Origin of the sequence: Stieleria varia, from assembly GCF_038443385.1 — a bacterium.
Lineage (GTDB): Bacteria > Planctomycetota > Planctomycetia > Pirellulales > Pirellulaceae > Stieleria > Stieleria varia.
This window is the reverse complement of the sequence record NZ_CP151726.1, coordinates 4334137-4358472: the sequence shown is the minus strand read 5'-3', so window position 1 is coordinate 4358472 and position 24336 is coordinate 4334137. Positions and strand designations below refer to the sequence as shown.

Here is a 24336-nt window from a genome sequence, read left to right as displayed (position 1 = left end):
GTGCAGGCTGATTCCGGCGCCGCTATACTCGCTCCCGCAACAGATGCCAACTGGTCGGGAATGTTGGCGCGGACGACTTCAACCTTGAGAGGACAGCACGATGAGACCCCAACGTTCCATTGGAAAATCGCCCCGCTTTCGAAAACGCCAATTCGAGACGCTTGAGCAGCGAACGATGCTTTCCGCGACGATGCCTTCCGATTTGGAAGTAGTCGGCGAGACTTTCGTCACTGGTTCGTTGAGCGTGTCGGCTTTCTTGCATACGTCGGAACAAGCAGCCGAGGGTGAGGGCGTCGGCATGCTGATGAACAACAGTCCGGGAACAAAGTTTTATCATCCCACGCTGTCCAGCGCGGATGTCTTGGCGGGAGTCAATGTCGCGGCCGCAGCGTACGGAACTTCTAACGCAGACGTTGTCGCCGCGGGGCTTGCAGGCTGGCAAGCGATTACTAGCCAGCTGACCAATTTCGGTTTGCCGACTGAACGACTCGTTGATGGCGGATTCCTGTATCGTTCCAATTCCTACCCGCTATCGGGTGTCGATATTTTGTTTCCGGGTACTGCGGAGGCCGTACTGCTGGAGCAGACGGGTACCGGACGGCTGGCACTCGGTTTTCGAGGGACGGTTTTTGACGGAATCCCCTTCAGTTTTGGTGACCCAGGGGACTGGGGGCCGCTCGGCCAGCAACTGCACTACCAAGCGTTTTCTCCACTCTTCGACGCGCTAAACCAACTGCTTGCTAGTCGTTCTGCGGGAGGCACGTTGCTCGTGGCCGGTCACAGCCTGGGCGGAGCGATGACGGAGTTCTTTATGGCCAATCACCCGGACAATACGGTTCCCGGCTGGCGTTATGACGCGGTCGCGGTCGCATCACCTCAAGCGAGTTTTGCAAGTGACAGTCGCGTTTTGAATGTCGGCCACGAGAGCGACGCGGTGTATTCCATTGTCGGCTCCTACAACAGCAACGCTGCGCAGGAAGTCTACCCGGTGTTTGAAAGCGTCCCGATCTTGGGGGATGTCCCCAACTTGCTCAAACTGCATGGGGCTCAAACGTATCGCTACTCCACAGAGGTGATTCTATCGTCGGTCTTCTACGATCGTACGAATCGAGAGTCGCGGGTGCTGGTTTCATTGACCGAGGACCTGAATAGTATCGCAAATGCGGCGACCGATTTCTTTTCCGCTGATGCACCTTCCGTCATTCTTGGAACCAGTGCATCGATGACCTCTGCGTACGGGTTCTCCGTGTCTCAGGACGATTTCTTGATCGGAGGTGGCGGTGACGATTTCCTGCAAGGCTTTGACGGCGACGATTCCCTGAGAGGCGATGACGCGAACCTATTCGGAATTGGCGGAAACGATCAGATGCACGGTGGTCCGGGTGCCGACACCTTCCTGGGAACGCCAGGCGAACTGGACGGTGACACGATCTTGGATTTGGAGATCGGAGACAAGATCGGTGTGCTGCACGAGCTCGTCGATCAAGACGATGTGTCGTTCTCCAGCGGCCAAGTGATGATCAATGGAGATGACGGATTCTTTGATTTCTTTGGGACACAAGTGACCATTTCCGCGATGGTTCCTGCGGGGGCGGCTTTGCGGGTTTTGGCTCCCGAAGAGGTCACTGGACGAGACGCGTCCATCATCATCGGCGGCGGCACCGTCATCGAGGTGGTCGAGGGAGGACAGGACCTAGCGTTTGTCATCGATGTGACCGGCAGCATGAGTGACGACATCGAAGCCGTGAAATCTCAATCGAGACAGATTCTCGATTCCGTGTTTGACCCCGAGCGCGGATTCGAGGGCTCGCGTGTGGCCGTGATGGGATACGACTCCAGCCCCACGGTCTTCACAGAGTTCACCGAACAAGAAACGGTGGAGGAAAGAAAAGCCGCTGCCACTGCGGCGATCAACCAAGTCTCGATCTCAGGGGCCTCCACAGAGAACGTCTACACCGCGTTGCGGCTCGCGCTCAACGGAGGAGTCGGGCAGTGGAGATCGGAGGCCGTCTCGAGAAAGATCATTCTGTTCACGGACGAAGACGCTGATGATCCAAGCGTCCGACCGGAAGTCGAGCGGCTGGCGGCAGATGTCAATGTGGATACACCACTCCCGGCAACCATCGCCGAGGGAGAAGGTTTTTCCATTACGATGACAACAATCATGCCCGAGGGCGAATCCACCGGTCGTGCTCCCGTGCCCGTGCAGATCTTTACCGTCGCGATCGGCTCGAATTCTAACGCTATCAATGAGTTGGAGGCAATCGCCGCGTTTTCAGGAGGTGCCGCCCTGCGAGCATCGAACGCTTCGGAGGTGGTCGACGCGATTCTGGAGGTGATCAATCAACCGATCTATTCCATTCAAGCGGTCAGCCAATCTGTCCAGGAAGGTGATAGCGGCGAGGTTTCGGTTGAGTTCATTGCCCGCCGAGACATTGCTGATGGTGCGGCAACGGCGACGCTTTCCATTGGCGGTACTCTTGACTCCAGCGACATCGTGTCGGCTCCCATCACGGTCAGTTTCGAGGATGGTCAGACATCGGTTTCCTTCAGCATTTTGGTGCGCGGCGACCGTGAATTCGAAGACGACGAGATACTGACGGTGCGTTATGCGGACGTCGACCAAGCGGCAACCTTTGCTGCCGCCGTTGCACAGACGACGATTGTCAATGACGACCCCGAACGCGGTCCGGCACGAATCTATTTGCCGCAACTGATTGCCCGCCCACACGTGATACCTGGCGACAGTGTACCGACCGCAATCATTTTCAGAGCGATCAGCGACACCACCATCTCCGTCACGCCAATCGGTTCGGCATCCGCGATCGAGACGGTTCAAATCATGGACGGCGATTTAGTACCTGCGGGCGAATTCTCCAACGGAGTCGTATCCGCGACGGTCACGTCCGGTGGTCTGTACGCGATCATTTTTGAGGGACATTCCGCAGATCGAATGTTCTCCGTTCACTCGTCGGCCGGTGCCGATGCGGTTGGAAACTCCCCCAGCAACATCCTCAATCCGACCGACGTCAACGGGGACGGAAATACCACGGCGATGGATGCTCTGATGGTAATCAACCAATTGCAAAGTGGACTCGCCGAAGGGGAATCCGCTCCTCAGCAAGTCTCCACCAGTTTCACCGACGTCAACCGCGACGGTCGGGAAACCGCACTGGACGCCCTGTGGATCGTCAATGAACTGGCGCGTCAACGAAGTTCCGCTGCTACTGATCTCCCAAGCCAATCATTAGCGTCAGCAGCGGTGGGGGTGTCGGAAATTCCGATCACCCAGGGCGTCACTGAGGACGACAAATTGGATCAAGAACTGGTCCCCAAGAAATTGGTTGCGGCAATCAGTGAGATCAACTCGGTTGCCCCTGTTTCTGCCGCGATCGATTCCCCAGAACCGGACTCTGCGATGGTGGACGAAGCGATCAACGCCCTGTTTGCGTCTGTGGAACTTCTCAGTGCGTGAATTGAGAGTCCTGAATGAGCTGCTTTGGGGACGTGCTGCCGCTGGGCAACTACGTCCCGTCAGGTGAAAAGGCCTGCTTAGGGACACAGATGACGCCCAATCGCACTTCGGTGGAGTCGATGGCGACCATGTCAGGATCAATGCTCCCGCAGATAGCTGACAGTGATTACGTTGTCGCCCATCATGAGTGAAGTCTGGCCCATCGTCGCATCCGTTCTCGGCGTCTTTCTCGTCATGGGAGTGGGCGCCGGCTGTCGTCAATTGAAATGGCTGACGACAGAAGCAGACCGGACACTCGCAAATCTGACGGCGAACGTCATGCTGCCGGCTTACTTCATCGGGAAATTTGCCACGAGCACCGAGATCGGCTCCGTCACCACGGCATGGCAACCGACCGCGTTCGGTTTCTGCAGCACCGCGTTCGGATTTGGAATCGCTTATCTGATCGCACGTTCGCTGGGACCGAAGATCGGATTGACAACGGACGTGTCCCAACGTGCCTTTGCACTCTGCGTCGGGATCGCCAATTACGGATACATCCCCTTGCCGCTTGCCGAGAAATTTTATCCCAGTGCGGTCATCGAACTGATCTTGCACAACGTTGGGGTTGATGTGGCATTGTGGAGCATCGGGCTGGCGATCATCAGCGGTTCCGGCGGTAATGGCTGGCGAGGGATGCTCAAGAGCGCTCCGTTGTGGGCAGTGCTGATTTCGGTCGCACTGAGTGAACTGGGGTGGATCAAGTACGTGCCGGCGCCGATTCTGTCCGCCATCGGAGCCATCGGGGCATGCGCCATTCCGCTGGGCTTGCTGCTCAGCGGCGCGATCATCGTCGACTTCCTCAAAGACGGTGCGTGGCGAGGTTCACCGCGAACGATCTTTGCTGCGATCGGTGTGCGGCAAATCCTATTGCCGCTGATCATGTTGGCCATGGGCAGGTGGCTTTTTGCATCCACAGACCTTCGCGCCGTCGTCATGCTGCAAGCCGCCATGCCTGCGGCCGTCTTTCCCATCGTGCTGACCAAGCTCTATGAAAAAGACACCGAAACCGCGTTGCGAGTGGTCCTGTGGACGTCGATTGCGGGACTAGTGTTGATGCCCGCCTGGCTAGCCGCGGGAACATGGTGGATGGGACTTTGACGCTGGACTTTGATGCTGTAGCTCGGCCACGAAAAGGCTTCCACTCAATCGTATGGGTTAGCGATCAATCGGAGAGTTTTCTGGTTTCTCCTGACTCTCAGATAGCAGCTTGAGTACCAAAGGCTGCTTGCTCACGATTTTGTAGGTCGATTCCTGGCTCGAAGTTTTGATGTAGTCGCGAATCAGGAATGTGTCGGTCGGAGCATCCTGAGGCAGCACAGTCAGTTTTATATTTTGACGTGCTGTTTGCGGTCCGTCCTGACGATGCTCCAGCAAGTTCTTCAGCTGTTCAAGATCATGGTTGCTTAGGTGCAGCAGAAAGCTGCCCCGAGCATCCGTCACCGAAATTCCGCACAGGTGGCGATACCTGGTCGATAAGACGGCTATTCGACGACCAGGCACGCGTTTGCCTTGTTCATCAATCAAGAATCCACGCAATGACCCTTTCGGATCAATGAGAATGGGATCCATTTCATATTTAGCGACCTGTTGAGGAACGTCGATGGTCTGCGTTTCGGGATATTGGTGGGTGACGGTCAGGGGCATGGCAAACAGCTGCACCCGTGTATCTCCCGGTGGCATTCGCACAGAAAACCGACCTGCCAAATCGGATGTCGCGGTTCGCCAGCAATTGATTGTCTCGCTGCGGAGCGCGATATGTGAACGGCTTACAGGTTGACCGGTATCAGATGCGAACACGCGTCCATGAACTTCGACACCCCGAATCATGCCAATTTGCAGATCATTGTTTTCTCCAGGAGAGATTTCAAACTTCGATGGCGTCAGGGCAATCCACTCAGACTCGTCTGGCCAAGTGAGCGAAATCGTAGCCGGTCCAGATCCGATAGTGGGAATTTGTATTTGATGGTTTTCGTCTAAAAATCCCTTGAAATGCACGCCTGAGCGGTAACCCCCTGGACGTTCAAAGTCGTCGTCGATCGTAACGTACACCTGGCAAGTCTCCGGAACAAATTCGGGAGGGGTAGACAGCGAAAGTGTCAAGGAGCCGGTTTCCCGAAGCTTGATCGTCCCTGGTACCGGACCGTACTGCTTTCCCAAACGTGGTGATTCCAGCAGGACCGAATTCAGCAAGGCACTTGTCACGCCTCGAATCACCCCCTGTCCGCTAGGAAGCACTTCGCCTGCAATCATTCGTCGCATTGTCAGTGGGATGGGGGCGCTGAGTCCCGTGCCGATGTCGGAAGTGTAGCAGCCATTGGGCACGTCAAAGTAATAAGGTGTCGCAACGACGTCATCAAAGCTTTCAATGCTGGGATGCGTGATTTGAAAGCTTACGGATTCTTCATCCGGCAATACCATGCGAATCTCATCGCGGTATTGCGTGGCCACACAGCGAAGGCTGTATCCATTCTTGAATGCCCAAATCTTGTAGGAAAAGAAAAGTCGCTTTTGTTGGTCAGCATCCGGGACGATTTTGATTTCGAATCGACCGTCATCGTTCGTCAAAACGCAGAAGTCCGCTGGTGATTCGGTGTCAAACGCGGTTTGATCATGCAGTAATACCGTTGCGTTAACAATCGGTTGGCCTTGTGCATCGACCACGATCCCGACAAAGGTCTTAGGTGGCAACTCGGCAGCACCCGTAGCTTTGGCGTCTTGTGAGAACAATCGTTGAGCGTCTAGTCCAACCTGCCCAGGGACTCCCAAGAGGAACGCTGCCAACAAGATAGTAGCAACGATTCTACGACTCCAACGAAGGGCACAGTCTTTTGAGAGTATCACAGTGATCGCTCCACTGAGTATTTGTACGAAATGATGTTGCTCAGCCCCTGTCAGGATACTCGATTTATGAAGTCATGTTTGCAGTAGCCAACGGGGTTAAGGAGCGACCTTGAGTGATTCGCTCGGTTTCTGGCATTCGAGAGATCGACCTCAGTCAATTCCTTTCAAAATCCGCTATAATCGGGGCGGGGGGCGTTTCAATCAAATCGTTCGCCCCGATCATCCTGTTGGCCGCTCAAGCACCTGGCAAGTGATGAAACCTACCAAGATCACTTCCCTGAACGCTTTCTTGTTGCCGGTGATCTCAGGGCTGCTGGCATTTGCCGCTGCTTTGTCAGTCGTATGGCAGCTCGACTATAGTGCCTCTCAACGGTACCAAAACAAGATCCGATCTGATGTCACACGCGACTTGGCGAGAATACGCAGTGATGCGGAAGTCGCTTTGGACAAGCGTGTCTTTCTGACGTTGGGGCTGAAAGCCTACGTCTCAGTCAATCCCGACATCACATCAGAGACCTTTGCCGACTTAGCAAGGATTCTCATGCAAGAAGCGGAGGGAATTCGAAGCGTGACATTGATCAAGGACAACATCATTAGCGATGTTTATCCTCGCGAAGGGAACGAGGACGCAATCGGACTGAACCTTCTGGAACATCCCCAGCAAGGGGTTGCTGCCGAACATGCCGTTGCAACCGGCAAGGCTTGGCTTTCGGGGCCTGTGGAGTTGGTCCAGGGCGGCGAAGCGTTCATTGATCGTGCGCCCGTCTACGTGACCAATCATGGTGAGGAACCCGGAGGCGGTCGTTTCTGGGGCATGGTGTCAATCGTGATCGACAAGGATACGTTGGTCGGCGATGTCATGCAGCGCGTTCCAAACGGACTTCGGATTGCGATTCGAGGACTCGATGGTCGTGGAGGGATCGGCGAGTTCTTTGTCGGAGACGAGTCGATCCTGGACTCCAACCCAATGGTTACCGAGATCCTACTGCCGACCGGCAGCTGGGAGCTGTACGGGGTCCCTGAAACGGGCTGGGGCTCGACCGCTCCCGACGCCTTGGCGCGTCGTATCACCGGTACGATTTTCTCGCTGATCACGGGAGTCCTGCTTTTCTCGATCGTGTTGGCGGCAATGCGATACCGTTTGTACAACCGAGTTCTCTCGGAAAGCAACGAAACGTTGCAAGCAGCGAGAAAAGCCGCGATCGATGCTGATCGCAGCAAGAGTGAGTTTTTGGCAAACATGAGTCATGAGATCCGCACACCGATGAATGGAATTGTGGGCATGGCGGACTTGCTCGCCCGGACGCCGTTGAGTACTGAGCAAACCAACTTTGTCACCGTGATTCGCCAATCGACGGACTCGCTGCTGCAGATCCTCAACGACATTCTCGATTTCTCTAAGATCGAAGCCGGAAAGCTGGAAATGGAGTCCATTCCGTTTCGTCTTCGGGATTGCATCGGCAACGCGGCGTTGACGTTGGCCGGGAAAGCATCCGAAAAAGAAATTGAATTGGCGTGTCGCATCGATCCCGCGCTGCCAGATTTGCTCACAGGCGATCCCGGCCGGCTACGCCAAGTGGTTGCCAACCTGGTCAGCAACGCGATCAAATTCACTGAAGCTGGTGAAGTGGTGATCGATGTCTCACCAGCAGACACGTCGTCCCCCGAAAATGCAACGAACGCGAACAGCGAAAGTTCAAGCAGCCTGGACGGTGGCGTCTCGGATCAACAAGTCACCCTGTGCATCAAGGTCAAGGACACCGGCATTGGGATCCCGCCGGAGAAACAGAAGGCGATCTTCGGAGCGTTCGATCAAGCGGATGCGTCGACGACGCGGCGGTACGGTGGCACCGGATTGGGGTTGGCCATTTCATCGCAATTGGCTGAGCTGATGGGTGGAAAGATCACTGTCAGTAGCGAAGTTGGAGAAGGTTCCACGTTCACCTTCAACGCGACGTTTGGTGTCGAAGACGATCAACCAGACTATCAAAGCGATCAACTCGCAAAACTGCGTGGTCTGCGGGTACTGATCGTCGATGACCATTCGACCAACCTCAACATTCTGTCAGAGATACTTTCCAGTTGGCAGATGTGTCCGATGTCTGCGGACAACGCTGCCGACGCCTCAGCGATCTTGCGCCGGGTGGAGGCGGATGCGAAACCGATCAGATGCATCTTGCTCGATCACGCTCTGCCGGAAACGGATGGGATTGCGTTTTCGCGCGAGGTGCGTAGACATTTTGCCCGGCAACAGTGTGCGATCATTCTGCTCACGTCGGCATCCCACCCCATCGACTCCAATCGCATCAGCGAACTTGGAGTTTCGGGATGTCTGATCAAGCCGGTGAAGCAATCCGATTTGTTTCAAGCCCTTGTGAACGAGATGGGGGATCAGAAAGCCATTGATTCCCCCGGCGTTGGCACGACGTCAAGCGATCAGCCTCGCCGAATCCTGCTGGCCGAAGACAATGTCGTCAATCAGCGAGTAGCGATCGGGATGCTAGAAAGACTGGGACACGAAGTGGTCGTTGCCGCGGATGGGGAGGCAGCTGTCGATGCGGTTTCACGGGAGCCGTTCGATCTCGTGTTGATGGACGTCCAGATGCCAAAGATGGATGGCCTGGAGGCGACACGTCGAATCCGTGAAAGTGAGTCAAGCGGAGAGAAACGTATCCCAATCATTGCGATGACCGCCAACGCAATGCAAGGCGATCGAGAACGCTGCCTAGCAGCGGGAATGGACCAGTACATCTCCAAGCCGTTTACGATGGAGGCGTTGAGGGCAGTGATTCAGACGACCCGGGCCGTTGTTCTGTTACCTACGCATTCGGCTGGTGGCCAGGAGCAGCTGACCTTGGCCGTCGATGAAGCTCCTCATGAGCCTGCCGACCAGCGGAGCTTTGACTTTGAATATACGTTGGACCTCTTGGGAGGCGACAAGGTCAGCCTCCGCGAACTTGTCGAAACCATGCTCGACGAAGGTCCCGCGTGTGTGGAATCCGCGCAAAAGGCCTTTGGTTCAAGTGACTGGGCAACCTTGGGCCGGGCAGCCCATTCGATCAAATCATCGGCGCGTTATTTTGGAGCAAACCAGCTTGTGGAGATATCTGGTTCGCTTGAGCTTTCGGTCAGGGAGAAAAACACGGGATCGGTAGGCCCAATGCTGGAAACGCTGGCACGAGAAATGGATCGCTTGGTGAGTGCGTTGCAAGATTGGCTGAAAGCGGATCGTCAGGAGGGGTGAGTCCTCGGTCGGGTAGGGGTGCGAGGAATAGACCTAGGGGACGAATGGGACCCATGAGACGAGAGATGAAGGAAAAAAGGCTTTGCAGCTCAGCCGAGGTGTCCATTCGCCCAAAGGACGCGCGATCGTGCTGGTATTGTTGACTGTCAGAATGCTTCACAGCGCTGCCCTGCGGGGGACACGCTGAGTGCGGACACGAAAAAAGCCGCTGAAGAGTTGTTTTGCAGATTGCAAAACGATCCTTCATCGGCCTTGAATGCTGAACGAAGCTACCCCGCTAGGACTCGAACCTAGAATGACTGAACCAAAATCAGTAGTGTTGCCAATTACACCACGGGGTATTGGGTGCTCGTGTGGCGGAATTGTAGCATGCCATGCCGAGTCGCCAAATAGGACTCGGCAAAATCCGTTTTGGTTCACGACGAATTCCTGACAGATTTTTCGACTCAGAGATCCGAACCAGTGATTCCAGCGGGCTACGCGGTCAATTTTGCGATGAATTCGCCTTCGTTCACCGTCGGGCGCTCCAGTCGGCCTTGATGGTTGTAGGACAATTTCAACCGGTCCAAGCCCATCAGGTGCAGGATACTGGCGTGGATATCATGCACGTGTGCTCGATCGCTGACGGCGTACAAGCCCAACTCGTCGGTTTCGCCGATCGTCTGCCCGCCGCGGACGCCTCCGCCCGCCATCCACATGGTGAAACCGGTCGGATTGTGGTCCCGTCCGTCGCCTTTTTCGCTCATCGGCGTCCGTCCGAACTCACCCCCCCAAACCACCAATGTCTGGTCCAGCAACCCCCGTTGGGCCAGGTCCGTCAGCAGGCCGGCGATCGGCAAATCCACGCTGCCACAGTGCTTGGTGTGGTTGTTTTCGATTCCCGAATGCGCGTCCCAGCCGCTACCGGTGCCACTGTAAAGTTGGATAAATCGTACGCCGCGCTCGACCATCCGCCGAGCCATCAAGCAAATCCGCCCGTAGTTTTCAGTGCGTTTATCGTTCAGCCCGTACAGCTCTTTCGTGGCCGCGGTTTCCTGATTCAAATCGACCGCTTCCGGCGCCGCGCTCTGCATCCGGTAACCGAGTTCGTAGGCCCGGATGCGGGCGTCGAGCTCCGAAACATTCGGCAGGCGTGACGCGTGAGCCGAATTGATTTGGTTGATCAAATCGAGCTTACGCCGCTGAACCACATCGGTCACGCCTTTGGGTGGACTGAGGTTGGCGATCGGACTGGCGGCCAGCGGGTCGGTGATCGGGGTTCCTTGGTAGGTCGCTGGCAAGAACCCGGGTCCCCAACTACGTACGCCGTTGGTGACCCCCTTCTTTTCGTCCGTCATGACAACAAAAGCCGGTAGGTCTTCGTTTTCACTGCCCAGCCCGTACGTCACCCAGGCCCCCAACGAAGGCCGGCCGCCGAGAATGGTCGACGTGTTCATCAGGTTGCAGCCGCCCGAGTGATTGATGCCTTCGCCATAGCAGGATCGAATTACGGCCAGCTTGTCTGCGTGAGCGGCGACGTTGGGGAACCAGTCACTGATCTCCAAACCGCTCTCGCCGTATCGTGCCCATTTTCGCTTGGTCGCCAGAATTGGAGAGCCTTTCTCGCCCATCGCCGTCAGCGGTTCTTTGAAACTCGACGGGATCGGTTGGCCGGCCAGCTCATTGATCAACGGCTTGCGGTCAAACGTGTCCATTTGACTCGGGCCGCCTTCCATGAACAAAAAGATCACACTTTTGGCGGTCGCGGCATGATGGGTGATGTACTGTGGGATCTCTCCCGCGTTGGCCATCATTCCGGTCAGAGCCAACGCACCGAAGCCGGCGCCGGCGTTTGCGAGAAACTGTCTGCGGTTGGCGGGGATGACTTGGTGGGGAACGCCCAGTTGTCGGCAAAGGTCAGACTGATGCATGGGATTGGACAACGTTTGGGTGGATCAGTGAACGGTGTGACGTGAAACCTGACTCGGTGGACTTTCTTTGGCAACAATCACTCGATGAACAAAAACGCGTTGCTGTTGAGCAAGATGTGACAGATGTCGGTGTCGCTTTGGTCGGCAAGCAATTCAACCACGTGATCTGCCGCTGGACGACCGGTGATGACTCGATGGGCGTAGCGTATGAAAGCTTCGTTGCCGTCTCCCAAATGAGTGACGTCACGTCGCACACGTTCAGCGAACTTTTGAGATACGCTCAACAAACGAGGGCTATTGATCATCATCAAGGACTGCGGCGCGGTGACGGTGACGTCGCGTTTCGCCGTACCGACAACGCCGGGCGGGCAGTCGAGCAGGCTGAGCATCTCATCAGATGAATTTCTCATCCGACGCAGATAAATCGACCGACGTGGCGGGGCTCCCGAAACACTGGGGCCTCCGTAGGTACTGTCCATCGTGTCCATGGCGACCAACAGCGAATCGCGATATTGCTCTGCGTCGAGTCGGCGGACGTGATGATGCCACAGCATTCGGTTCCCCGAGTCTACTCGCATGGCATCGGTTTCGTTGGGATGAATCGACGACTGTTGGTATGCCGCCGACATCACGATCATTCGCTGGATGGATTGCAGGTCCCAACCGGACTGCATCAATCGCTGGGCCAGCGCGTCCAACAGATCTGGATGCGAGGGCGGTTCGCCCAGTCGGCCAAAATCATTGGGGCTGGAGACCAATCCGGTGCCGAAATGGTATTGCCAAAGCCGATTGACGATGACGCGAGCTGTGATCGGGTTATCGTTGGACGTGATCCACTGAGCCAACGCGGTCCGTCGGCCGGTGGATTGCGGCGCATCGATGGGTGGCTGGGGCGTGAGTTCGCGATCAGGAAAAATGGTCGGGGCGGCCGGCTCAAAAGCGACCCCGGAGGTTCGTCCGGGCAACCTTGTAGGACGAACGGGTCCGTCAAAATCACGAATGGTCATGTACTGAACGGTCGCGTAGGGGTTCGCTCCCAAACGGTCCAACTCGCTGAGCAATTCCTTGCGGCGAGCGGCCTTTTCCTTGCCGATCTTGGACTCGACCTTGGACTGGGTCGCACCTTCTTCGAAAAATTGGCGTCCGACGAGGTAAGCGATCTGATGTTCGTAGCTGGTACGCTGCTCGACCGGTTTGCGGAACATCGCTTGCACGTGCAAGGGGAAGCGGTCGACGACGCCGTCACCCAGTTTCTTGATCGCGTCTCCTTCGATCTCAGCTAGCTGCTGCATGAGCCGATCGATTTCGGCTTGCTCTGCCGGCGACGGCATGCGATCGGGCAGTCGTTCATCGACGAAGACCACTGGTTCAAAGACGCTGCGCAAGTTGTAGTAATCCGACCTTGGAATCGGGTCAAACTTGTGATCATGACACTTGGCACAGGCCAACCCGGTCGCCAAGAACACGTCGGCGGTGACGTCGGTCAGTTCATCAACGATGTCCTGCCACTGGCCTTCCGCGTTACGCTGGTTGTATTCATAGATACCGTGACGATAGAAGCCGACGGCTGCTTTGGAGTCTGGATCGTGTGGCGCGATCTCATCACCCGCCAACTGCAGGGCAACAAACTGATCGTACGGCATGCCAGAGTTGAACGCGTCGACGACCCACTGGCGATACCGCCACGCGGCGGGCCGGTAAGCGTCTTGTCGCCAGCCGTCCGAGTCGGCATAGCGGACGACGTCCAGCCACAGTCGCCCCATCCGCTCCCCATACTGCGGGTCCGCAAAGAGGCGGTCGACCAAACGTTGATAGGCATCGGGAGAATTGTCGGCGAGGAAGCGGTCGATTTGATCCGGTGTCGGGGGTACGCCGAGGAGATCGAAACTGAGACGACGGATCAAGTTCGTTCGATCAGCGACCGGGGCGCGATGCAAGTCATGCTCGGCCAGTTTGTCGTCGATGTAAGCATCGATCAGTGACGGCGAATGAACGCGGGCGATGTTCTGCGGTGCGGCCGGATCGATCGGCTGAGCAGCCCACCACGATTTGACGTCGGCATCGTTTGCATCGGTCTCTGACTGCTCACCAAATTCGGGCCACACCGCACCGCGACGAATCCACTGGTCGATCAACTCTTTTTCTTTGACCGACAACGGGGCGTCCGGCGGCATTTCCAAACCGTCGTAGTTGATGGCGGAAACCAGCAGGCTCTCCGCGGGCGAGCCGGCGACCACGATCGGTCCGCTGTCGCCACCTTTTCTCAGCAAGTCCGACGAATCCAAACGCAAGCCGCCTTCTTCGTTCTCGCCAGCGTGGCACTCATAACACTTGGCGACAAACAGGGGCCGAATGTGCTGCTCAAACAATTTCATATCGTCCGCAGTCGCATTCGATTTGATGGCAGACGCAGCGGTCGGTGAATTCTCAGGCGTTGTTTTCTCAGGCTCTGCGGCATCAACGACGTCAACGAGAAAAACAAACGCGATGGGCAACAAAAGTTTTCCGGTGGCGACGAGGAAATCCTTCGTCGCGTTTCTCTTCGTTGGCTCGCACTGAATAATGCACGTTGTGTTCATGGCACGGTGAGACGTTTGAGCGGCGAGGCGGGGCGTTGGCAAAATCACTTGCGTGGATTTTGGCAACGATGATGCGAGACGGTAACGTTTATGTGTGCAGCTCGGTGACTCTAAGAGCCGGAAGCGAGTTGCACCGCAGTTTTTTTGGCGTGTATGTTTGGTGGCGGGAGACCAGCGGCCCTAATCATTCTACCTGAAATCGTTGCTCCATGGAAAACGAGAAAGCGCGCCGATTCCGCGGCTGTCGCTATCTAGCGGCTCTCGATAACCGCTAGAATCAGTTGCACGGACTGCGAAAGCGTAAAAAAGAGGGATTGGGGCGGTGGGGAAAGTTTGTTGGACGCGGGTGCCGGGGGTCGGTGGCTGCGATCGAGTGGGAAAAAGGTGGAGTTCGATGGCAAAGAATGTGCTGGGTGGCGATTTGGAGACCTGCGGTACCGACCCGATGACGGGTTTTTACCGCGATGGATGCTGCAATACCGGAGGCAGTGACGCCGGATTGCACGTGATTTGCTCGATCATGACGGCGGAGTTTCTGAAATTCAGTAAGGCTCGGGGCAACGATTTGACAACACCCAACCCCGCCTACCGCTTTCCCGGGTTGCAACCGGGCGACCGTTGGTGCTTGTGCGCCGCTCGCTGGAAAGAGGCTTACGACGCAGGAATGGCCCCAGGAGTCGTGCTGGAAGCGACTCACGTGTCGGCGTTGGAGTTTGCGACCCTGGAAGAGCTGCAGGAGCATTCCGTTCACTGAATTCCGCCCATTGGGGCTCTCTGGGGGCGGTTGCTGCTTGGTGATTGAGTGAGACGTCGGTGCTAGCCCGGAATGATCACACGCCTCAATACAGGTTTCGCAACAGGTTTGCACGAAAAGGCTTGCGCGGATTGGCACGAAATCAGCCTGCGCATATCAGCCGCCACGCGATAGCGTCCGGTTCTTACGCCTATATTCGGGAACCCTCGGGAACCGGACGCTATCGCGTGGCGGCTCATGAGTAATCCGAGCTAACTCGGACTGGCACGCTTGCTTCTATTGACGCTTGGATTCGCGGATTCCTATACTCCCCGACTTCACATTTCTCGACTCTTGTTCGCCCGATTGCCGGGCCAAACGCATGAACGATCGCCAACACGAACTGGAAAAGAACCTGCTTGCTGAAAAGCTGGCGCACATGAATACAGCGATCGAACCGTATTCCAAGGTCATTGCAGTGGTCGTTGGGCTGGTGATCGTCGGCGGAATCGTGCTGGGGCTGAGAAACATGAGTGCTTCGGAAAACCGGAGCGATTCGACATTTCAATTGCTGATGAACCAGCCCGATGTGGCTGAAAAATTCCCCGATACGACAGCGGCCGCGTGGGCCAAGCTCAATCAGGGCAACGAGTACCTGGCGCAAGGCCTGCAGGCGATGTACTCCGATCGCGACGAAGCAGTCGCGTTGCTCGATCAAGCCAAGACGGCCTTCAAGGGCGCTATGACCAGCAAGCCCGACCAAACGCTGCTCGTCTCACGCTCCCACCTCGGGCTCGCCATGGTCGCGGAGTCACTCGGGGAGTTCGATGAAGCGATCGCACAGTACAAAGAGGTCATCGCGACGAAAGAGTCCAAGGTGATGGTGGCCAACGCAGAAAAACGGATCGCCGCATTAGAAAACCCGAGCACCAAAGAATTCTTGGCGTGGTTCTCTGAACAAGATTTCTCGCCAGCAGACCCCGACCTGCCACCGTCGCTGCCCGACGCCAGTGGGTTGCCGCCGATGCCCGACATGGGTTTTCCGCCGCTGAGCTTGAGCAGTGGCAGCGACACAGACGCCGAACCTGCGAAAATCGAAGGCGGTTTGGAGTTGCCTGCCGACATGCCAGATTCCACGAAGACCGAAACGGAAACGCCAGAAGCCGATTCGGCTAAGACAGAGAAGACCGAGCCACCTGCTAAAGAAGCGGTAGAAACTGAGGCGGCTGAAGAAGAGCCTGTTGGAGCGGAAGCTGCAACTGAGACTGACTCGACTGAGACTGACTCGACCGAAAATGCTGACGATGCGTCGTCCGCAGATTCGGCGAAGTAGGAAGCGGAGCATCGATCAATGTAGTGGACGAGGTCACGAGTCACACACAGTACGGGACTCGTGGCCTCGTCCACTGCAAGTTGCTCGGGACTCGTGGCCTCGTCCACTGCAAGTTGCTCGGGACTCGTGGCCTCGTCCACTACGGGTTGCGATATCTAGACTTTTGCCGTTCCATCACCCACCGTTTCTCCGGCTAGATTCCTTGACCTCTCATCAGCAGCCATCGGACTCCGGCCGTCCCGGGGACGATCCGTCTGCCGCCCCTGATGTGTTTTCGTCCGATGAGGATGCCGAAGTCTTGGCGTCCGAGGACGTGTTTCGTGATTTTGTGGTCACGCAGGCCGGTGACGGGCAACGTATCGATCTGTTCTTGACCCAAGCCTGTGACGGGTACAGCCGAACGCAGATTCGCGCGGCGGTGCAGAACGACGGGGCCACGATCGATGGACGAATCGTCCGCCCCAGTTTTCGCTTGCGAGCCGGCCAGCAGTTGCGGTTCCGCGTCCCGGACGAGATGACCGACGACGTCGTTCCGGAAAACATCGCACTGGACATCCTGTACGAAGACGACGGACTGGTCGTGGTCAACAAGCCCGCCGGAATGGTCGTCCACCCGGCGAGAGGAAATTGGACGGGGACACTGACCAGCGCCCTGGCACATCGCTTTCAGTCGCTTTCGGACATCGGCGGGCCGACGCGGCCGGGGATCGTACACCGACTGGATCGTGACACGAGCGGGGTCATCGTGGTCGCCAAGACCAATGCCACACACATCCACCTCGCCGATCAGTTCCATGATCGTCATGTCGAGAAAGAATACTTTGCGATCACCATGGGGCCGATCGATCGAGATCGGGACGTGATCGACATGCCGATCGGTCGACATCCGTACCAACGGGACAAGATGGCGATCCGCGAAGGACACGAAACGAGCAAGCCGGCGTCCACGTTTTATGAAGTCATCCGGCGTTGCGGTCGTTTCACCCAAGTCCGCGTGCGACCCAAGACCGGCCGCACACACCAGATCCGCGTCCACTTGTCACACATCGGCACCCCGATCCTCTGCGATCGACTCTACGCCGGTCACAGCGTCGTGCCACGCTGGATGCTGCTGGGAGAATCGCAATCGGCGGCGAAGTCCGACATCGTGCTGTCGCGTCAAGCTTTGCATGCCCGCCGATTGACCTTCAGCCACCCGCAGACCGGCAAAGAAATGACCTTTGAAGCTCCGATCCCGGAAGACCTGCAACGGGCCATCGACGTGATCGAAGGCAATTAGTGTTCGTGTACTGTTCAATTGACTGACGGATGCGCGTCACCTCCACCAGCGCAGGAGACTGGTGCTTAGTGAACCGTGCCCTGTAAGCGGCCGGGCCTACCGCATTGCCCGGTGCCTTACTGCAAACGGCTCACCCTTGGGGTCCTGATTTCGATTAAATCAGCAGTCTCCGCAGCTGTGGGAGGTCGGATCGAGCGAAGCAAGATCCTGGCGGGGGCGTCTGCACAAGAAAACGTTTGAGCATGGCAAATCGTTTGGCGGGGCACGCTATCGACTTGGAAAGTCGAAAACGAACGCCACCAGACGGCCAAACACGCACCATACGCCCTCCAAAACCGTTTGACCCGTAGCCGAAGGCGTAGGCGGAAGCGGCGTCTGAGTTTGCGGTGCAATCCGTTTGGTTGCGACTATTGTCGTTCGACTTTCCAAGTCGAAAACGAACGCCACCAGACGGCCAAACATGCACCATACGCCCTCCAATACCGTTTGACCCGTAGCCGACGGCGTAGGCGGAAGCGGCGTCTGAGTTTGCGGTGCAATCCGTTTGGTTGCGGCGATGACGCCTGCGGCTAGTCGTTGAACGACGCGCACTGTCACCTCTCCCAGCAGGCTGCGACGGGAGAGGTGACATCGCAGGAACGGCCAGTGAGATATAAGATAGTTATCTCTACCGTTTCAATCGATCCGCTTGCGCGCGGCTCCCTCAAGACCAAGAGATCGTACCAAATTGGAATATCACGGTCGCCCGATCAAGCTCGGTCCCATCGGCGCAATCATTCTTGGTTGTCTTCTTGCGGCGCTGGGCTACCTTATCAAACACTTCCTCGGTGAATCAGGGGTGTACTCGGGCAGGGAAGCCGTCATCTGCACACGGGTCGGGATCGGCACCATGGTCGTCGGTGGACTGATCGTCGTGCTCAACATTCTTTGGCTGTTGACCGCCCTGTTCTTTGTCATTGTGAAACGATAGCGACACAAACATGCCAAACCACAGTGATCTCGCCAACGATCTTTCCGATCTCTTTGCTCAGAACGTTCACGTCAACGATCTGAAACAGCGGAGCGTCGATGATGTGTCGATTTTGATCATCAACGTCAGCTATTTGCAATCCGATTCATCGCCAATGAAAACGGTGCGGCAAACGATCGTGTTCCTTCACGATGATCAAATCAACTTGCCCCAGTTCGCGCTGTGGCCGCACTTCACTGGGATCACCGGCAAGATTTTTACGTCCCTGAGCAGAATGGTCGACTTGGACTTTGACGACTCGCCGGAGTTTTCCAGAGCGTATCACTTGTTCGCCTGGAACGAAGTTGCGGTTCGCAAGTTGTTCACGCACGGACTGCGGAACCGATTGTCAGCCGATTCGCGATGGAGCATGCGGGCAAAAGGAAACCGGATTGCGATCTTTTTCCAGAATGAATTGATCGAACCTGAGCAGATGGCGTCATTCGTCACCGATGCGACTCGAATACTGAAACTGGTTCTGGCAGGCGAAGCAGAACTGGATGAACACCCTGAGATTCGACGCGACTCGAATCTGCAGGATCTCGCCTCCACCGCGAGCAAGATGGGAGGAATCCAAGGGTACGCGATTCAGCAAACGATCAAGAAGTACGCCGTCACTGGCGACGAAATCGACGCCTTTTTGGAAACCTCGACGCCTCGCACAGAGATCCCCGTTGGACTTTGGCGGCAAGTTGCCGGTGACAACTTTGCGTTGATTCTCTTGGGAATCTTTTTCGTGATCTTGGCCATCATCGTACCGCTGGTCGTCGTCGCGTTTTCGGATGCACGCGATCGTTGGCTTGCCATTCCCTTTGCGGTGCTGTTTCCGCTGATCGGTGGATTGATTCTTTTCCTGACACTGAGACACAATCGCCGCAAGAACCGTCTCTTGCGAAACGGGACCTTGGTCTCCGGCACCATCACGGACGTCCGACGCACGAGCACGGAAGTCAACGGGGCCGCGCGATATCACGTTACAATGAAGTACGATTGGGTGGGAAAGGAGGTCTCGATTCGCGAGAATCTGTACTCTGGGATTGAGAAGGCGCAAACGATGCAAGAATCGGGCGATCCGATTCGATTGTTGGTCGACCCAGACGATCCAAAACAAGTGATCTGCATCGATCTCCTGCTGGTCACGTCACCCAATCCATTAGCGTAGCGGACGAGGTAACGAGTCCCAATCCAGATCACTCAACTGGGGCTCGTGACTGCCTACACTGCAGCACGCAGGCGGGAAGTGAGAGCACGATATGACAACGAAACCCTTGGATAAAACGTTGATCCAGAAATGCACACGTTGGTGTCTAGTTCCGAAATCGCCAACTGGCCTTGATTGGAAAAGACACAAATACCAGCACGAACCGCAAGCGAGTGAACAAAACGCCGTGAATCACTCGCTTGCGCTTCGTGCTGGCATTCAAACTCAAATCGCGGTTTTGGCACTTGCGGTGATCCTCTGCGCAACGCTGGCGGTCGCCGTGACGGCCGAGGACACGATCCAGAGTAATGCGGGAACCTGGCGAGCAGGGCAACTGCAACGGATCGATCAACAACTCCGGGAGTCTGCGTCGGAGGACGAGCGTTTGGAGCTCGCGGCAAGAAAAGCGTGGCTTCGCCGATGGAAACCTGGGCAGATGCCCACAGCACCGCAGCCGTCATCACTCCAGCCGCCACTGGTCGACGAACCGCAACTCACCACGCTAAGCAGACCAGAGGGAGTTGGTTCCAACGAGTGGATGGAGCTGGTTGCAAAGCAGACACGGTTGCTTGAATTGGACACGGACGAGGATCGTAAAGACAACCTGAAGCAGATCATCGAAGTGGCTACGGAGTTCGAATCGATGTTGACCAAAAAGCTCCCTGCCTCGTTGCAAGGGCTCGAAACAAAAACCGGTTGGACGCTTGCTTTTGCACGATACCGGCTGGGTCGAGCGTTGGCATATCGCGAGTTGCCGGTCGTCCGGGAAAAGTGGCCGATCACTGATACCAAGCGTTACGACGATCGCCTCCGTGATGCCTATCAGCGATTGGTTGATCAAGCCGAGCGGGGGCGTCCAGAGTTCATCCTCCTGGAAGACCGAATGCTGCGTCGGTCCGGCCAGAAAGGCCAAGCACTTGAGTTGCTGGAGGCGAATCGAAATGCGATTGAGCCACGGTGGTACTTAAAAAAACGCCGCGACCTGCTGCAAGAACTCGGCTGGACTCCTGCCTACGAAGAAGCCGCCCAGTTGTACGCGGAGTCCGGCTTGAGCGAGGAATCTCCACAGTTTGACCCGTAGCCGAAGGCGTAGGAGGCACCACCAGCCGTATTACTCCGCAAAGTCCAACGCCGCTTCTCACCTGCGCCTTCGGCTACGGGTCAAACGTAGGAAACGTTGCTCGACTAGTGCATCGTCCAGTCTTAGAACGTGGGTTCGGTAGATGAGCCGTTTTGGCGTTAGCCACGGTTTTCGTGACACAACCGTGGCTAACGCCAAAACGGCTGACCCCAAAATCAAGACCGGACGATGCACTAGATGGATGGAACGCAACGGCGCGAAAAGCCCCGGCCGCTCACGAGAGCGTACCGATTAGAACGCATGGATTGACGTTGAATTTCAAGCAAAATACCAGCACGACGCGCAAGCGAGTGAATAGAAGCACAAAAAGACCATCGCAATCGCGGTGACACACTTCCTCAGTTTCGGCCGCGGCCTTCGTAAACGGCTTTCTCGGTGACGACTTTGTCCATGTAGATGTCGTGATCCTGCATCGGGATCTCGTCAAACATTTGGCACTCAAACGCCATCGCGATCAAGGGCGCATCCGGACGAGCGTTCTCCAGACACTTGTCATAGTAGCCTTTGCCGTGACCCGTGCGGCCGCCATGTGAGTCGAAACCTACGCCGGGCACAACGATCAAATCCAGCTCCGAAACCGGCACGTTCTTTTCCGCAACGCCGCGCAAGTCCTCACGGGGCTCCAGGATCGAGTACATCCCGGTCTCCAGCTCGTCCATCGACTCCAGGTGAAACAGCTCCAGCTCACCGTCGACGCAGTAGGGGATCACAATCTTCTTGTCGCTTGCAATGACCTCGGGCAAAACATGGCGTGTCCTGGCCTCTGCACGCACGTCGATGTACCACATCACACAATGGGCGGCTTGATACTCGGGCAACGCCATCAGGCGGTCTGTGATTGCCTTGCTCAATTCATCCTTGTTCTCCTGCGCCCGACGAGCAGCATGAGCGGTCGTTCGAATCTCGGTTTTACGCTGTGCTAACTGATCCGTCGTCATTGTTTTGTTCCGTGGTAGGAAGGCCAATCGGGCGTTGCTATCAAGCCACTCAATGTATCGGCGATCGAGCAAAACGCAACAACGCGGCGGGATCCTGTTTGCCCCGTAGCCGAAGGCGTAGGAGAGAAACGGCGCTGGACTCCGCAGTGCGATCCGGCTGGCGGTGCCACCTACGCCTTCGGCTGCGGGTCAAACGGGGAAATGTTGCACGAGTACCACCTATCGCCCACCTATCGGCCCGTCAATTCGCACCATTTTGCTGACGGCGTGTCCCAGTTGGCTGGTGATTGCGGGCGGTAGGTTTTGACGTCAAAGCTTTCTTGGACGAGCCGTCGTCCCGCGTCCACCGATTCGATTTCGCCGACACCAATCATTTGCATGATCACGTTTCCAATCGCCGTGGCTTCGACCGGACCAGCGATAACGGTTCGGTTACACGCGTCGGCGGTCATTTGGCACAACATCTCGTTGTTGGCACCTCCACCGACGACGTGAATGGTGTCGATGCGTCCCCCGACCAGCTTTTCCAGATCGGCCAAGCACACGCGGTAGCGGATCGCCAAACCCTCCAGCGACGCCCGGTACCACACGGCTTCGTCATCGACGGCTGCCTGACCGGTTCGCTCCGCAAATTCTTTCATCGCGTCCAGCATGTCGGTAGGCGCTGCAAACGCGGAGTCGTCTGGATCCAGCAAGATCCCGAACGGCTGTGCCGATTCCGCCATGGAAACCATCTCCGCCCAATCACGCTCGACTGCACGTCGCTGCATCGAGCGACGCAGTTGTTGGAACAACCACAGTCCGCCGATGTTCTGCAGCAAGCGGGTGCTGCCGTACACGCCACCTTCGTTGGTGAAATTCATTTCGGCGCACATCTCGTTGATCTTTGGCTCTGCCAATTCACAGCCCATCAGCGACCATGTGCCCGAACTGATGTAGCACCAATCGGGACGTTGCGGGGCAAATTCGCCAGCCGGAACTGCGACAACAGCCGACCCCGTGTCGTGTGTCGCGGGGACGTAAACGGGCACGTCTGCCAATCCGGTCTCGGCCACCACCGATGGCTGGATCATGCCGAGTTTGGTACCCGGCACGGTGACTTCGCAAAACAGTTTTTGCGGGATGTTGCAACGCTGCATCAAGCCGACCGACCACGTCTGATCGCGAGGATCCAGCATCTGCGTCGTGGACGCATTGGTCGCTTCTAAACTTTTCACGCCCGTCAGCAACCAGTGAAAGAAATCGCCCATCATCAAGAACGATTCGGCGATCTCCAGTGCAGGGTCACCGCACTCGACTGCGCTGCACAACTGAAACAGCGAGTTAATCTCCATGAACTGGAGTCCTGTCGCGGCAAAGATCTCATCACGCGGGCAGGTTTGAAAAACCCGTTCCATGATCCCGTTCTTGCGTTCGTCGCGGTAGTGTCGCACCGGACCGGCGAACTGGTCCTGACGATTGAGCAAAACATAGTCGACACCCCACGTATCGACGCCGACCGATGCGATGCCGGTGAACTGTTGCCCGGCCATTCGCAGCCCCGTCAGGATCTCACGCCACAACCCGTGGACGTCCCACTGGTAGGAGTCCTGGATGTGGACGGGCTCGTTCGCGAACCGATGCACCTCGGTCAGCTCCAGTTTTCCTGCAACGACCTGAGCACCGATCACGCGGCCGCTGGAGGCACCTAAGTCGACGGCCAAGTAGACATTGGTATCGGAGCCCGCTTTCGGGAGGACAGTTTCTTTCGAGGGGCCTGGGGAATCGGACGGCTGGGTCATGATGTGATGAGCGAATTGGGAGAAACGGCCGGAATTGCGAGCAGTGGAGGCAGAGTCTAGCCCGGATTATTCATCAGCCGCAACGCGATAGCGTCCGGTTCCCGAGTAGAGGCGTGGGAACCGGACGCTATCGAGAACGTCCCGCTTAGTTAGTTGATCGCACCAGGCATTTTTCTCGTCTTTACTAGCACGACGCGCAAGCGAGTGAATCGTCTTTTTGTGCTTCTATTCACTCGCTTGCGCGTCGTGCTGGTATTTTGCTTGAAATTCAACGTGAAACCATGCGTTCTAAGCGGGACGCTCTCTATCGCGTGCCGGCTGATCTGCGCAGTTTGCATTCGCACCGATCCGCGCAAGCCGTTTCGTGCAAACGTGTTGCGAAGACTGTGGTGAGTCGCATGAATCATCCGGGCTAGGGCTCAGCGGCCAAAATCTGGAGCGGGGCGGTGGCAGATTTGCAACCTGAAATCCACGAAGCCCCAGATGCTGCAGATTTGTCCACTTACAGAAGCTTTTCCGGCTTGCCTGAAACACTCTACAGAGGGGCATTTGAATTGCTGGCATTTGCCCACGAAAAATTGCCGTCGGAACGGCCAAAAATCCTAACTCACCGGCACCTAACGCTTTAGCAATTTTGACCGACCTGGCGGTGTGAAAAGTGAGAATTCTGGTGTTGACCGGCGGACGCTGGGGCGTACCCTAGGTCTGTCGATCAAGCAAAACGCGACGAGATTTTGGCGGAGGAGTTTCTTGTAGCTATCCGCGTAAGCCCTTGCCAGCAAATGCTTTGCGTCCAATCGCGGCAATTGGGATCACGTTGCGCTGGGCGT

General features: G+C 56.6%; 14 protein-coding genes and 1 tRNA gene. 9 read left to right on the top strand and 6 right to left on the bottom strand.

The annotated features are described in order from the left end of the window. Positions 1–100 precede the first annotated feature (100 nt). A complete protein-coding gene (locus tag Pla52nx_RS14680) occupies positions 101–3475 on the top strand; it encodes a dockerin type I domain-containing protein (RefSeq protein ID WP_146520951.1) in 3375 nt (1124 codons plus the stop codon). A gap of 183 nt (positions 3476–3658) precedes the next feature. After that, positions 3659–4615 (top strand): AEC family transporter, encoded by a 957-nt coding sequence (locus tag Pla52nx_RS14675; protein WP_146520952.1) that lies wholly within the window; start codon positions 3659–3661, stop codon positions 4613–4615. A gap of 57 nt (positions 4616–4672) precedes the next feature. Here the strand turns inward: Pla52nx_RS14675 and Pla52nx_RS14670 are convergent, their stop codons facing one another. Then, positions 4673–6358 (bottom strand): carboxypeptidase-like regulatory domain-containing protein, encoded by a 1686-nt coding sequence (locus Pla52nx_RS14670; RefSeq protein ID WP_146520953.1) that lies wholly within the window; start codon positions 6356–6358, stop codon positions 4673–4675. Positions 6359–6611: 253 nt separating this feature from the next. Between Pla52nx_RS14670 and Pla52nx_RS14665 the strand changes: the two genes are divergently transcribed. After that, positions 6612–9602 carry a response regulator gene (locus Pla52nx_RS14665; protein WP_146520954.1) on the top strand — a complete coding sequence of 997 codons (2991 nt, stop codon included), beginning with the start codon at positions 6612–6614 and terminating at the stop codon, positions 9600–9602. A gap of 269 nt (positions 9603–9871) precedes the next feature. On the opposite strand, the gene Pla52nx_RS14660 is transcribed toward Pla52nx_RS14665, so the two are convergent. The 3 genes from Pla52nx_RS14660 to Pla52nx_RS14650 all read right to left on the bottom strand — a co-directional run bounded on the left by Pla52nx_RS14660 (position 9872) and on the right by Pla52nx_RS14650 (position 14091). Beyond that, a tRNA-Gln gene (locus Pla52nx_RS14660) sits at positions 9872–9943 on the bottom strand. 135 nt (positions 9944–10078) lie between these two features. Further along, complete coding sequence (locus Pla52nx_RS14655) at positions 10079–11512, bottom strand: DUF1501 domain-containing protein (protein WP_146520955.1); 1434 nt, start codon at positions 11510–11512, stop codon at positions 10079–10081. 77 nt (positions 11513–11589) lie between these two features. Beyond that, a complete protein-coding gene (locus Pla52nx_RS14650) occupies positions 11590–14091 on the bottom strand; it encodes a PSD1 and planctomycete cytochrome C domain-containing protein (protein ID WP_146520956.1) in 2502 nt (833 codons plus the stop codon). A 394-nt stretch (positions 14092–14485) separates the two neighbouring features. Here Pla52nx_RS14650 and Pla52nx_RS14645 point away from each other — a divergent pair, with 394 nt between their 5' ends. From Pla52nx_RS14645 to Pla52nx_RS14620, 6 genes are all read left to right on the top strand, one after another. Then, positions 14486–14845 carry a DUF2237 family protein gene (locus tag Pla52nx_RS14645; protein WP_146520957.1) on the top strand — a complete coding sequence of 120 codons (360 nt, stop codon included), beginning with the start codon at positions 14486–14488 and terminating at the stop codon, positions 14843–14845. Positions 14846–15206: 361 nt separating this feature from the next. Continuing rightward, positions 15207–16157 (top strand): tetratricopeptide repeat protein, encoded by a 951-nt coding sequence (locus tag Pla52nx_RS14640; RefSeq protein ID WP_146520958.1) that lies wholly within the window; start codon positions 15207–15209, stop codon positions 16155–16157. A 313-nt stretch (positions 16158–16470) separates the two neighbouring features. Then, a complete protein-coding gene (locus Pla52nx_RS14635) occupies positions 16471–17436 on the top strand; it encodes an RluA family pseudouridine synthase (protein WP_390620395.1) in 966 nt (321 codons plus the stop codon). A 727-nt stretch (positions 17437–18163) separates the two neighbouring features. Continuing rightward, on the top strand, positions 18164–18406 hold the full coding sequence (locus Pla52nx_RS14630) for a hypothetical protein (RefSeq protein WP_146520960.1): 243 nt from the start codon (positions 18164–18166) through the stop codon (positions 18404–18406). Between the two features lie 10 nt (positions 18407–18416). After that, positions 18417–19607 carry a DUF3592 domain-containing protein gene (locus Pla52nx_RS14625; protein ID WP_146520961.1) on the top strand — a complete coding sequence of 397 codons (1191 nt, stop codon included), beginning with the start codon at positions 18417–18419 and terminating at the stop codon, positions 19605–19607. Positions 19608–19833: 226 nt separating this feature from the next. Continuing rightward, a complete protein-coding gene (locus Pla52nx_RS14620) occupies positions 19834–20727 on the top strand; it encodes a hypothetical protein (protein ID WP_231742084.1) in 894 nt (297 codons plus the stop codon). Between the two features lie 398 nt (positions 20728–21125). Here Pla52nx_RS14620 and Pla52nx_RS14615 read toward each other — a convergent pair whose 3' ends face one another. Beyond that, positions 21126–21725 carry a 5-formyltetrahydrofolate cyclo-ligase gene (locus Pla52nx_RS14615; RefSeq protein WP_146520962.1) on the bottom strand — a complete coding sequence of 200 codons (600 nt, stop codon included), beginning with the start codon at positions 21723–21725 and terminating at the stop codon, positions 21126–21128. Positions 21726–21955: 230 nt separating this feature from the next. Continuing rightward, positions 21956–23506, bottom strand: a complete 1551-nt coding sequence (locus Pla52nx_RS14610) for a rhamnulokinase (protein WP_146520963.1) — start codon at positions 23504–23506, stop codon at positions 21956–21958. Positions 23507–24336: the final 830 nt, after the last annotated feature.